This is a genomic window from Portibacter lacus (assembly GCF_021533215.1).
Lineage (GTDB): Bacteria > Bacteroidota > Bacteroidia > Chitinophagales > Saprospiraceae > Portibacter > Portibacter lacus.
This window is the reverse complement of sequence record NZ_JAJNKA010000012.1, coordinates 149101-161542: the sequence shown is the minus strand read 5'-3', so window position 1 is coordinate 161542 and position 12442 is coordinate 149101. Positions and strand designations below refer to the sequence as shown.

At 37.2% G+C, this 12442-nt stretch carries 11 protein-coding genes; 8 read left to right on the top strand and 3 right to left on the bottom strand.

Annotated elements, in window-relative coordinates; all coding sequences use genetic code 11:
* Positions 1-28 precede the first annotated feature (28 nt).
* Both L2586_RS18695 and L2586_RS18690 read left to right on the top strand, forming a co-directional pair.
* Positions 29-217, top strand: coding sequence for a hypothetical protein (locus L2586_RS18695; RefSeq protein ID WP_235294469.1), 189 nt, complete (start codon positions 29-31; stop codon positions 215-217).
* Between the two features lie 25 nt (positions 218-242).
* Positions 243-383, top strand: a complete 141-nt coding sequence (locus L2586_RS18690; RefSeq protein WP_235294468.1) for a hypothetical protein — start codon at positions 243-245, stop codon at positions 381-383.
* 109 nt (positions 384-492) lie between these two features.
* Here L2586_RS18690 and L2586_RS18685 read toward each other — a convergent pair whose 3' ends face one another.
* Positions 493-2310, bottom strand: a complete 1818-nt coding sequence (locus tag L2586_RS18685) for a Xaa-Pro dipeptidyl-peptidase (protein ID WP_235294467.1) — start codon at positions 2308-2310, stop codon at positions 493-495.
* Positions 2311-2508: 198 nt separating this feature from the next.
* Between L2586_RS18685 and L2586_RS18680 the strand changes: the two genes are divergently transcribed.
* The 4 genes from L2586_RS18680 (at position 2509) to L2586_RS18665 (ending at position 7216) form a co-directional block, all read left to right on the top strand.
* Positions 2509-3600, top strand: coding sequence for a chorismate-binding protein (locus L2586_RS18680; protein WP_235294466.1), 1092 nt, complete (start codon positions 2509-2511; stop codon positions 3598-3600).
* Complete coding sequence (menD, locus tag L2586_RS18675) at positions 3563-5254, top strand: 2-succinyl-5-enolpyruvyl-6-hydroxy-3-cyclohexene-1-carboxylic-acid synthase (protein ID WP_235294465.1); 1692 nt, start codon at positions 3563-3565, stop codon at positions 5252-5254. Before L2586_RS18680 ends, menD begins: the two co-directional genes overlap by 38 nt.
* Positions 5255-5316: 62 nt before the next feature.
* Positions 5317-6270 carry an o-succinylbenzoate synthase gene (locus L2586_RS18670; protein ID WP_235294464.1) on the top strand — a complete coding sequence of 318 codons (954 nt, stop codon included), beginning with the start codon at positions 5317-5319 and terminating at the stop codon, positions 6268-6270.
* Complete coding sequence (locus L2586_RS18665) at positions 6257-7216, top strand: AMP-binding protein (RefSeq protein ID WP_235294463.1); 960 nt, start codon at positions 6257-6259, stop codon at positions 7214-7216. The genes L2586_RS18670 and L2586_RS18665 overlap by 14 nt, the downstream gene beginning before the upstream one ends.
* Positions 7217-7228: 12 nt before the next feature.
* On the opposite strand, the gene L2586_RS18660 is transcribed toward L2586_RS18665, so the two are convergent.
* Positions 7229-8125 carry a T9SS type A sorting domain-containing protein gene (locus L2586_RS18660; protein ID WP_235294462.1) on the bottom strand — a complete coding sequence of 299 codons (897 nt, stop codon included), beginning with the start codon at positions 8123-8125 and terminating at the stop codon, positions 7229-7231.
* 272 nt (positions 8126-8397) lie between these two features.
* Here L2586_RS18660 and L2586_RS18655 point away from each other — a divergent pair, with 272 nt between their 5' ends.
* Together L2586_RS18655 and L2586_RS18650 are read left to right on the top strand one after the other, a co-directional pair.
* Positions 8398-10809: a glycoside hydrolase family 31 protein gene (locus L2586_RS18655; protein ID WP_235294461.1), complete on the top strand. Its 2412-nt coding sequence runs from the start codon at positions 8398-8400 to the stop codon at positions 10807-10809.
* Between the two features lie 9 nt (positions 10810-10818).
* Entirely contained in the window at positions 10819-11613 is a 795-nt protein-coding gene (locus L2586_RS18650) for a DUF6503 family protein (protein WP_235294460.1), read from the top strand.
* 109 nt (positions 11614-11722) lie between these two features.
* On the opposite strand, the gene L2586_RS18645 is transcribed toward L2586_RS18650, so the two are convergent.
* Complete coding sequence (locus L2586_RS18645) at positions 11723-12310, bottom strand: thioredoxin family protein (protein WP_235294459.1); 588 nt, start codon at positions 12308-12310, stop codon at positions 11723-11725.
* Between the last annotated feature and the right edge of the window lie 132 nt (positions 12311-12442).

The window sequence follows — 12442 nt, the reverse complement described above, 5'->3', positions numbered from 1 at the left end:
TAAATTAATCACTTTAATATTAACCACAATGGAAGCTAGAATGATGAAATTAGAAACAGTACCGAACAATGTTCTTAATGTTGACAAAAAAGATACTGCACTTTTTCAGAAAGTTCAATTGAAGAACAATTTTCAAGTTTATAATTTTAATGAAGAAGAGTTAATTTCCAAACTTGAACTCTTGATACTAAAATTCGATGAAATATTTAGAGTGTAATATGGAACGAAATAATTTAAGCAAAATGAAGTATGATTTCTCAGATACAATTAATAAGGTTAATAATAATCTAGATGTGGAAATTGACACTCAATCATTGGCTGAGATTCTCCGTTTCGAAGAAGATATGGCATGGTATTTTGAAGAAATTCATAACCTTACTTAGTTTAAGAAAAATTATATATTGTTCTCACACAATGGCCTAATTTTACTGAATGTTTTGCTAGGATTTTTTCATAACAAATCTTCTAAAATCAAATCTAATGATTTGGTTTTTACTCAACTATGGCTTCCTGAAGTGCTTTTTCTCCACCTACTACTGGCAAAGTCAAAACCGTACTTCCTAGATCTACTGTAAGTTCTGTTCCTGGATCTGGCCATAAAGTAAATTCCTTATCACTTGAAAATATCATCAGCCCTATTTGTTGTCCTTTTCTGATGATCTGATCATCAGGTTGTAAATTAAAAGAGAACTCATAAAACTTTCCTGGTACAAGTGGATCACTTTCTGAAATAGATCGATGATTCTGTGGATCAGCCCATCCTCTTGTGATGATATTATCTGTGATTTTAGATCTTCTTCCATCATTCCAAGGTAGTGAAACTAACCATACAGATAAATTTGCAGCCTTAGCATTAGCTGCAAGTTTGATGTTAATTTTTGCTTCCCCAGAAATATGAACTGGTTTTTCAAGCACTGGAGTGAGGTAAAGCAATCGGTGATTCGTAATCTCCGCTTTAGCCAATGAAGCTCCATCAAATGAAAAATTATCAACAAGCGTTTCTTTTCCACCTGCACCTTTATTTAACGAAAGGCTTCCTGTCTCAGGAGCACCTGGCGTAAGATAAAGATCAACATCTTTCGCATCTGGATTCGGATAATCAGCATATTCTGTTGGTTTCTCACGATCATCATTTTCTCTTACGATGTACGCTCTAGGAAGTTTTTCTACACCATTATCTACACCATGTAAGTACTTCGTAAACCACTTATTCATTAACCATAATGGCGGTGGACCTCCGTGGCCATTTTGGTGGTAGTATGCCATATGTGGAATCCCTTTCTCTTTCGCAGCTTTGTATATTCTATAACTATGCTCAGGCATTACATTCCAGTCATTAAAACCATGAGACATTAATAATGCAGCCTTCATCGGTCCCATATCATTCACATAATCTCTTCCTGCCCAGAAATCGTTATAATCTCCAGTCTCCCGGTCCATTCCTTCTGCCATTTCTTTATCTCTTACAGTAGCCATTCCATATGGCCGCTTGCTTTCGTCACCGCTGTAAATAAAATCAAAAAGTACATCGATATCTTCCCCTAAGTATCCCCCAGGTGACCTTACCAAGCCATTCGATCGGTAGTAGTGATAATAAGATGTATTAGGTGCAATCGGAATGATCGCTTTTAATCCTTCCACTCCTGTAGTCGCTGCTGCAAGTGGCAAAGTGCCATTGTAAGACGTTCCCGTCATTCCTACTTTTCCTGTAGACCAAAAAGCTTTCACTTTCTCACCACCTTTTCCTTCTGTATAACCATTATCCTTTCCTGACAACCATTCGATAACTGATTTAGGCCCTAATGATTCATTATCACCACCCACAGTTGGAACACCATCCGAAAGTCCGGTTCCTGGAGAAGAAGAGTGTACAACAATATAACCTCTTGGTACCCACTTGTCAATTTCATCATTAGAAATGACTGGTCTTTCTCCTCTTCGTTTAACTGGTGCTTGAGTTCTAGGTCCAGCTTTCTCTCCAAGCTCATGACGCACATCCCAAAATGCTCCCGGAACATTTCCTTGTGTCCCTGCATAATAAGGACTACTTGCATAAATAACTGGAAGTTTCAAATCCATAGAATCTGTCTGCCACGGTCGCGTTACATCCACATGCATTCTATCTAGTATTCCATCTCCATCTGTATCAAATTCTGTTTCTACCCATAGATCGTGTCTGATGTATTTAGTTCTATCAGAAAATTCAGGTACTATTTGAGCTTCTCCATTTTCTATAATTGGACCGACTTGAGCGAAGCTCATTTGAGTTATCGTCAATGTGAAAAGGAAAATCAGGATTCTATAATTCATATTCAGTTATTTTATATCAAGCTTACAAATGTAATAAAAAGATGCTCTTATATTATGGTGAATATGAGACATCTCACTTGAAGTAGATTCCAATTCATCATATTTTAATTGACTTTCATCTTTAGCGATGTATTTTTGTCCTTTCAAATAACAATTTTTCATTTTTACTGTTATATTTTACGACAAGAAAGAGCGGTTATGGTCAAAGACTTAATATCTAAAAATATTCCTTTTGTAATTTTCAGAGAACCTGGACAAGAAACAACTTTTATTATCCAGAAATCACCGCTTTCTTTGGTTGATGATCTTACAATATCTCAAAAAGGATTTTACATCTTTCCATTTTCAAAAAGAGAGGAATCCTCTCCCTTATTTTTCTCTCCTGATTATATTTTCGACTATCATTCAAAGGAAAAGCAAGATTTAGATTTGCCTACATTAAACGCACCTGAAATCAGACCTCAATTGCTGTATGAAGTAGGACAAGAAGAGTACATCAAAGACCTCAACAAGTATTTAGAAACATTTAAGAGTCAAGGTATTAAGAAAGCTATTTACTCCAGAATCAAAACGGAAGAATTATCTGGCGAATTAAATATCGAATCCTTTTTTGAAAACTTAATCGACCATTACCCTAAGGCTTTTGTGTATGTAGTTCACATTCCTGGGGATGGAATATGGATGGGAGCAAGTCCAGAATTATTACTCTCCTATCATCAGCAAAAAGCAAAAACAGTTGCTCTTGCTGGTACTTTAAAAATAGATCCAAAGAAGGCCGCTCCAGAATGGACTCGAAAAGAGATAGATGAACACCGATTGGTAGAAAAGCACATTATATCCCTTTGCGAATCTATGGATTTGCCTTTCGAAAAGTCTAGTGTAAGAACAAATAATACGGGCAAGGTATATCATTTAAAATCAGACTTTGAGATAGAAATCCCTCCGCAAAGCATTGTCCCTTTTTTAAATAAACTCCACCCTACTCCAGCTATTTCTGGGCTGCCCCAAGAACAATCTTTAGACTTAATCTATGAAGTGGAGCAGCATGAGAGATCCTATTATTGTGGTTTCTTAGGATATGTAGATGATATCAACCAATTTAACCTTTTCATCAATCTACGTTGCATGAAAATTGCTAATCATCAAGTTTCATTTTTCGGAGGTGGTGGAATTACACCTGAATCAGATATTGATAAGGAATGGGAAGAAACAAATGTAAAAATGTCTACCTTGACCGATATTTTACCAAAACATGTCGACAACAAAAAAATCAGTACAGTCTCTTGTTAAGATCTGTGAACTAAAGGATATAAAGAATATTGTACTTTCTCCAGGATCTCGTAATGCTCCTCTGGCTATTGAATTTGACAACAATAAAAACTTTCATCACTTCCAAATTACAGATGAAAGGGTTGCTGGCTTTTTTGCGTTAGGTCTTGCTCAACAATCCAGGATAGCCAGTGTAATCTGCTGTACTTCTGGAACAGCAACCTTGAATTACGCCCCAGCCATTGCGGAAGCTTATTATCAAAGAATTCCGATGATTATTCTGACTGCCGATCGCCCTGTACAATGGATAGACCAAGGTGCTGGACAAAGTTTACGTCAGCAAAACATCTATGACAACTACGTTTTGAAAAGTTTTCAGCTTCCTCAAAGCATCCATACTAAAGAGGACCAATGGTATAATGATCGAATCATAAATGAAGCGATTAATCTGGCTCATAGTGCAGTTCCTGGTCCTGTTCATATCAATATTCCGCTGGAAGAACCATTGTATGATAGGGAAGCAAATGATCACCTTCCTAAAATCATTACACCAGTAGAAACAAGGAGAACCTTAACCAACTCTAGTTTAAAGGAATTACAGGCAATCTGGGCATCACATGATAAGAAAATGATCATCTGTGGAATGCTACCTAACAATGATGTGATAAATAAAAAGATCAACCAACTTGCCGAAGATCCTTCAGTCGTCGTGCTTTCGGAATCGCATAGCAATGTTAATGGAGATATTATTTTTCAATGTATAGACCGCCTGATCGAAAGTTTTGATGAAGGAAAATTAGATGATTTCACACCGGATTTGCTACTTTCATTTGGTCACTCTATTATCTCTAAAAAGGTGAAGGCGTTGCTCCATCGAATGTCCATAAAATCACACTGGCATGTCGACAGCATCAATGATCCGAATGATACTTTTCAGCATTTGACACATCATATCAAGATGGCGCCAGTTGACTTTCTGACCACCTTTATTCCTATAGAGCATCATATTCCATTTGATTTTCAAAAAACATATAATGAACGAGAAGTAGCATGTTGTGAAGCGCATGACTTATTTATACGCGATGCGGCGTTCAGTGATCTAAAGGCTTTTAGCTTAATACTACCTGAGCTACCATTTAATTCAATGCTTCAGATGGGCAATAGCGCGTCAGTTCGGTATGTCCAACTCTTTAATCAGCGAAAAGACATTTCTTATTTTGCTAATCGAGGTGTTTCAGGTATCGAAGGCTGCACGTCCACCGCATGCGGAGCGGCACATCATTATCTAGGCATTACTACTTTAGTTACGGGTGACTTAAGTTTTCTTTACGATAGTAATGGATTATGGCACAAGTATATCAATCCCAACTTAAGAATCATCATCATTAATAACAAAGGAGGCGGTATCTTCAGAATTATAAAAGGACCTTCAGACACTCCTCAACTTTCCAGCTATTTTGAAGCAAGTCATGATATGACTGGTGAAAAAAATGCTGAGAAATTTGACTTAGAATACTTAACCGCTGAGAATGAAAACGAATTAAGCGAGGTCTTAAAATCCTTCTACAACACTTCAGAAAAAGCTAAGATTCTAGAAGTTTTCACTCCGCCAGTGATAAATGACAAAGTGCTTAAGGACTATTTTTCTTTCATCTACAAAAGGACGAAAGTGTGAGAATACGCTGGAAGAAAAGAATCTTAAATTTTAAGCGTCCGAGCGGAACATCACGTGGTGTTTTGAAACAAAAACCTACCTACTATCTGATCCTGGAAGAAGAAGGAAAGATCGGAATAGGCGAATGCAGTCCGCTTTCAGGATTAAGCATTGATGATCGACCAGATTATGAAGATCAGCTAGACACGGTAGTTAACAATCCTGAGATCGATCTGATGGCATTTCCATCCATTCGCTTTGGATTAGAAATGGCTAAGCTAGATCATGCTAATGGAGGACAACGTATGATATATGAATCCGCTTTCTCCCAAGGAAGGGATGGAATTCCAATAAATGGGCTGATATGGATGGGCGCACCAGATTTTATGAAATCCCAGATAAACGATCTATTAAAAAGAGGCTTTACCTGCCTGAAAATGAAAATCGGCGCCATCAATTTTCAAGACGAATTAGAAATATTAGCCAGAATTAGAAAGGAGTATCCAGCATCTGACTTAATTCTTAGGGTTGATGCTAATGGTGCATTTTCACCTGCTGAAGCACTTGAAAAACTCAAAAGATTAAGTGAATTATCACTTCATTCTATTGAACAACCCATTAAAGCGGGACAAGAAGCAGAGATGGCTAGGTTGTGCGAAGTAAGCCCACTCGATATTGCTCTGGACGAAGAGCTTATCCCAGTGCTTAATTTAGTTGATAAGAAGAAACTTTTAGAAACCATCAAACCACCTTACATTATTCTAAAACCAAGCCTTGTAGGTGGTTTCGAGTCTTCTGATGAATGGATATCTGAAGCAGAAAAATTAGGAATAGATTGGTGGGCGACTTCTGCATTAGAAAGTAATATCGGACTTAATGCAATTAGTCAGTGGACCTATATCAAAAATCCGAATGGTCATCAAGGCTTAGGAACAGGTAGTTTATACACTAATAACATAGATTCCCCCCTAGAAATCCAAGGAGAGCATATTCATTATAATCCAAATCGACAATGGCAATTAGATGAGCTACTTTGAGAAAATAGAAGCAGTCTATGACAAATGGAATGATACCTCAGAATTCTTTGAGATTACTACCTCAGGGAGCACTGGAAAACCAAAAGTAATTCTACTTGAAAAAAGCAAAATGGCTGCTTCTGCTAGAATCTCACTTTCCTACTTCGGGCTCAAGGAAAATGATCGTGTTCTGCTAGCTATTCCTGCTGACAAGATCGGAGGAACCATGTTGATCATTCGATCTATCATAGGAAATCTCAAACTCGAATATATAGAACCTAAGTTAGATCCTTTTTATAACATTGACCTAGAAAAAAATATTCAGTTCTGTTCTCTTACCCCTTCTCAGCTCGCCTCTATTTATCAAAATCCAAGCAGCCTAAATCAACTCAGAAAAATAGATAAGATACTACTCGGTGGTTCGGCTGTTCCTACATCACTTTTAGAAAAAATTCATGAAGAAACCGGACAGTTCTACCATAGTTATGGTATGACGGAAACGATTAGTCATATTGCAGTGAAGAATCTGAGCAAATCAGAAATAGCATTCCATGCTTTGGATAATGTAGATTTTGAGGTCAATGTCGAAAGCCAGCTTATTATTCATGCGCCCGAAATTCTGGATCAGCCATTGCTAACGAATGACATCGTGGACTTAAAAGGACCCAAAAAAATGATCTGGAAAGGACGAAAGGACAATGTGGTTAATTCTGGTGGGTTAAAATTATTAATAGAAGAAATCGAGGAGAAAATTAAATTAGAATTCGATGGAGAGTTTTATTTAACAAAAGTTAGTGATGACATTCTGGGTGAAAAACTCGTAATGATTACCAAAGCAACACCCCCCCTTTTTAAGAACCTAAGTAAGTATGAAAAACCTAAGCACATCCATCTGGTAGAAGAATTCAGTTATACTGAAAATGGAAAGCTGCGGAGACTTACGCCCCAGCAGCTTTCAGAACTTTAGTTTATGGAATTTTTACATTTTCACGAACTTGCTTGTTTCTACTGATCCATTTTCGTCCGTAATAACAGCGACAAAGTGACCCGTATTCTGGTTACTCAAGCTAATTGTATGTTCATTCGCATTCTTGTCAAAGGTAGACTTATGCACTCTTACTCCACCCATATCATAGATTTCTATAGATACTAGTTTCTTCTCTGAACGAATCACTAGTTCATTGTTGTTCGCATTAAAATTAACAAGTGCGCCATTCTTATCTCTCAAATCTAATTTCACGATTTTAGAATATCTTTCACTTCCATTATAGTCTACTTGCTTTAATCGGTAGTAATTAACACCTGAAAATGGATCTCTATCTGTAGTCTCATAATTCACTTCTTCCGTTGAATTTCCTTCACCAACGATAAAAGCGAATTCTTGGAAAAACTTACCATCGTTACTTTTCTCTACATAAAAACCATCATTTTCAGTTTCAGATGCTGTAGCCCAAGAAAGTATTGCCATATCTCTGTCTGAAGCAACTTTAAAGAAAGAGAATTCTACAGGAAGCACTCCTCTTTCGTCGTATTTACAAGTCATATCTGCTTGGGTAAATCTAAAGGTTCCTAAGATTGTTCCATCATATCCTGAACAATTACAAGGTCCACCTTTTGTGAAGATGACTTCTGTTTCACTACATGCAAACTGAGCTATATAAGTACCATTCGATGCTCCGTCGGTACTTTCTGTAAGAACAAGAACTTCTGCAGGTGCGCTTACTGCCTTAGCTGCAGCTTCAGCAGTAGGATAAACAATTGTCAAACAAGATCCATCTTTCATTTTATTTTTCTGAGGACAATCGTCCTGCGCAAAAATGCTGTTGGAAAATCCTAAACCTAGGATTAATAAGGTTGTTAAAAGCGTAGTTTTCATTTCAAAATTTATTTTTAGTTAATACCATAAATGGAAGCACAAATCGTGCCTAAAAAGTAAAATTCATGTATTCATCGCGACACATTCTACTGACAACCTATTATTTACACTTTACGATATTTTTTAATTCATTCTAGCCCTAATTTTGATCAATTTCTATTTTTTCACCGAAATCAAAGGTTTTAAATGGGTCGGTCCTCCGAAAAAATAACCTTTGTAAGCACTTCCAAGCTAAGAGAATGCTATTTTTGCGGCGCTAAAATTCTTAAAACATGATAGATATCAGTGAGGAAGGACTAATGAATGTTGTCTACGGTCCTCAAGAAAAGCACCCAGGTGAAATGGTCTCTTTTAACGAAACGGACCAGGTAATTACTTGTTCAGCGGACAATGAATGCCATTTACGAATTGAGCTCCTGACTTCTAAAATCGTTCGATTCAGATATACCGTTAAGCCGTATTTTCCACATGACTTTTCCTACGCCATAGATCCTAAGTTCAAAAAAGAACATGTCAACTATGAATGCAATGTTGATGAACAAAGAGTTATCATCAAAACAGACTACCTAGAAATACATATTCTAAAGCATAAAATGTTTGTCCACATATATGATGCTGAAGGAAATCTTATTTCATCAGATGAAAAGGGATTTCACTGGGAAGAAAATCATGAATATGGTGGAGAAAACGTAAAAATGAGTAAGTCGATCTTTCCAGAGCAAGCATTTTATGGATTAGGAGATAAAACAACGCTTCAGAATATCAAAGGAAATCGATTTACCAATTGGGGATCTGACGAATTTGGATTCAAAGCAGGGACAGATCCACTCTATAAAAATATAAACTTCCTATACAGCTATTATAAAGGAAAGACTTTCGGTCTCTATTTCGATAATAGTTTCAGGACTTTTTATGATATCGGTCAAGAGAGAAAGGATATTTTAAGCTTTTGGGCTAACGGCGGAGAAATGGATTATTACTTTTTTTATGGTGATGATTTACTTGATGTTTCTGCTCAATATACACAGCTTACAGGTGTCCCGGAAATGCCTCCACTATGGGCCCTTGGATACCAACAATGCAAGTGGTCTTATTTCCCAGAATCTAACGTAATGGAAATTACGGAAAGGATGAGAGCTGAAAAAATACCCTGTGATGCCATATATCTAGATATTGATTATATGGATGGTTTCAGATGTTTTACATGGAACAAAGAGCGTTTTCCAGATCCTAAGCAGATGGTATCTAACTTGAAAACGAATGGCTTTAAAACTGTAGCCATTATCGACCCTGGGATAAAAATCGACTTTGATTATTCCGTTTTCAAAGAGGGATTAGCTAAGGGATATTTCTGCAGAAGAATGGATGGTCCCTACATGCAAGGCAAGGTATGGCCAGGCGAATGCTACTTTCCTGATTTCACTAATCCAGAAGCACGAGAATGGTGGGCTGGCCTTTTCCAGGAGCTAATAGAAGACATTGGTTTGGCTGGAATATGGAATGATATGAATGAACCAGCACTATTCGATGTGCCTTCGAAAACATTCCCCTTGGATGTACGACATCATTATGAGGGCCATCCTAGTTCCCACAGAAAAGCCCATAATGTATACGGAATGCAGATGGCTAGAGCCACTTCAGAAGGAGTTAAAAAATTTGCAGGAAATAAAAGACCATTAATAATTACACGATCTGGTTTCAGTGGGATGCAACGATTTTCAAGTACATGGACAGGAGACAATCTAGCGTCATGGGAGCACTTATACCTTGCACATCTCCAGACCCTAAGATTAAGTATTTCGGGCGTTTCCTTCTGTGGCTCTGATATCGGTGGCTTTATTGATCAGCCTGAAGGCGAGTTATATGTCAGATGGATTCAGCTGGGAGTTTTTCATCCATTTTTCAGAACACATTCATCAGGAGATCATGGTAGTCAGGAGCCTTGGTCTTTCGGATCTAAAAATACGGCGATAGTCAGGAAAGCTATAGAGTTAAGATACAAGCTGCTTCCTTATTTATATACCTGTTTCTATGAGCATACCATTACAGGCCGACCTATGCTTAGACCCGTCATCTTTAATTCTACAGATGACGCTGATGTCAATATAAATGAAGAAGGATTTCTAGGGGAGCACCTGCTTTTCAGCCCTGTTTTTCAAAAAAACATCCGATCTAAGAAGATTTATCTGCCTAAAGGTAAATGGTATGACTATGAATCAACAGAAGTTTTCGAAGGCGGCAAAATGTTTATTGTCAGAGCTCCATTGACTAAAATCCCATTCTTTATTAGAGCTGGAGCAGTCATTCCTACCTTTCCGAAGATGCAGTATGTCGGTGAAAAAGTGATCAAAACCGTTACGTTAAAAACCTATTTTGCTGAAGGCGAAACGACGAGTGGATTTTATATGGATGATCTAGACGGTTATCAATACCAAGAAGGCGCTTATCGTTATTCCCGATTTATCACGAAAGGAAGTGGAAGTACTTTTGTTTTAGGTCAATCTTTTAATAAAGGTTATGAACCTAGTTTCCATAATTATCGAATTCAGTTTATAGGTTTGTCCTCTGAAATACAAAACATTCACATAGATGGAGTAGAAAGTAAAGAATATCGAAGGGTTCATGATAATAAAGTAGAACTCATCGTTAAGAATAGTTTTACGGAAATTATTATTCAATTTTAAAACCTATAAATGAAACTTTACAGTATTTTACTATTATCTACTTTATTACTCCTCTTCTCTTGTGATGAAAAGCAAGTCGATGCTGAAACGATCGAAACAACAGAAACTCGAGCGAGCAACATTCCCGCTGAACTGAAATTAGTCTTGGATGCACATGGTGGATTAGACCAATGGAATAAAATGAATTCATTAAGTTATGAATTCAATAGAGGAGAGAAAACGGAAATTCAAAAGATCGATCTTAAAACCAGAAAAGTTAGAATAGAAGGAGACGGATATGTAATCGGAAATGACGGTGAGAACATCTGGGTAAGCCCAAATTTAGAAGCATATAGTGGAAAATCAGCTAGATTTTATCACAATCTTTTGTTCTATTTCTATGCGATGCCATTTGTCGTTTCAGATCCTGGTATCAATTATAAAGTTCTGGATCAAGCAGAAGTCAAAGGAAAAACCTATAATAGAATTAGCATTACTTACGGAGAGAACATAGGAGACACACCAGAGGATGAGTATATCATATATTCTGATCCTGAGACCAATAAAATGGAGTGGTTATTCTATACGGTTACCTTTTTCTCAGGAGAAAAAAGCACGAAATACAATGCACTAAATTACAATGGATGGAAAGAGGTAAATGGGTTACTCGTGCCCGAAACCATGTCAGGGTATTTATCTGAAGATGGGGTTGTGACAACGAAGCGATATGATAATTTATTCAAGGATATTAAGTTCAGCGAAGAAACTTTCGACCAAGCTACATTCGAGATGCCAGCAGAAGCGGAGGTAGAGGTTGTGGAGTAGCATTAGAGAAAAATAAAATCAGAAAAAAAGGTCAGAAAAAGCGAGTTGCTTTTTCTGACCTTTTCTATTTAAAAATTCCTATTTATCAAGCATAAGCCATAGCCAGCTTTTAGACAGCAGATTCAATCAATTTCACTAGATCCTCCTGAATAGCCTTCTGTCTATCTTTCGCATACCAAGTATGAAGTGGAATATTATAATCCTCCCCTTTCGAAAGCAAATCCATGACTAATAATTGCGCCTCAGCAGGTCTTGGGCCATAAGTGTTTAGCAAATTATAGTTTTCATCTAATTGTACCAAGATCGGAATGGACCTACTTCTTCCATCTGTTAAGTGCGCATCGATTAATTCCTCATTCTCATCTCTATAACTGATTCGAAGATCTATCTTTCCATTACTTTCTTCAGCCGCCTTTAAGATCACGGGATTAATCTGCGATGCGTCACCACACCAATGTTCTGTAATCAACAACCAATTAACAGGTTGTTTCAAATCATCAATCGCTTTCTGCAGATCTTCATTAAGCTTAATTTTTCTGATCAAGCGATTCTGACGTTGCCAGTTCTGTGGAAGATACTGTGCAAAAGGACTTCCTTCTCCTAGCGCAATTTCCGCTGCAAATCTTTTAAGGTATTCTTCAAATGAAATTCCCTTTTCGAAATATTGTTGATAGTTGATTGCTGTATTCGTTCTCATTATAATCTATTTGTGATGCAAAAGTAAGAAAGTTAGCACCTTGTTTTCTTATCAAAAACGCCTGATCTTTTATCCATTTCGCCCTACTTTCTTCCAGCAGATACTTCCCGATACCATAAGGAAACTCTTGAA

Bases quoted from the DNA above. Each gene is read 5' to 3' on its own strand.
- L2586_RS18695 (WP_235294469.1), top strand. From the start codon at position 29: ATGGAAGCTAGAATGATGAAATTAGAAACAGTACCGAACAATGTTCTT.
- L2586_RS18690 (WP_235294468.1), top strand. From the start codon at position 243: ATGAAGTATGATTTCTCAGATACAATTAATAAGGTTAATAATAATCTA.
- L2586_RS18685 (WP_235294467.1), bottom strand. From the start codon at position 2,310: ATGAATTATAGAATCCTGATTTTCCTTTTCACATTGACGATAACTCAA.
- L2586_RS18680 (WP_235294466.1), top strand. From the start codon at position 2,509: ATGGTCAAAGACTTAATATCTAAAAATATTCCTTTTGTAATTTTCAGA.
- menD (WP_235294465.1), top strand. From the start codon at position 3,563: ATGTCGACAACAAAAAAATCAGTACAGTCTCTTGTTAAGATCTGTGAA.
- L2586_RS18665 (WP_235294463.1), top strand. From the start codon at position 6,257: ATGAGCTACTTTGAGAAAATAGAAGCAGTCTATGACAAATGGAATGAT.
- L2586_RS18660 (WP_235294462.1), bottom strand. From the start codon at position 8,125: ATGAAAACTACGCTTTTAACAACCTTATTAATCCTAGGTTTAGGATTT.
- L2586_RS18655 (WP_235294461.1), top strand. From the start codon at position 8,398: ATGATAGATATCAGTGAGGAAGGACTAATGAATGTTGTCTACGGTCCT.
- L2586_RS18650 (WP_235294460.1), top strand. From the start codon at position 10,819: ATGAAACTTTACAGTATTTTACTATTATCTACTTTATTACTCCTCTTC.
- L2586_RS18645 (WP_235294459.1), bottom strand. From the start codon at position 12,310: ATGAGAACGAATACAGCAATCAACTATCAACAATATTTCGAAAAGGGA.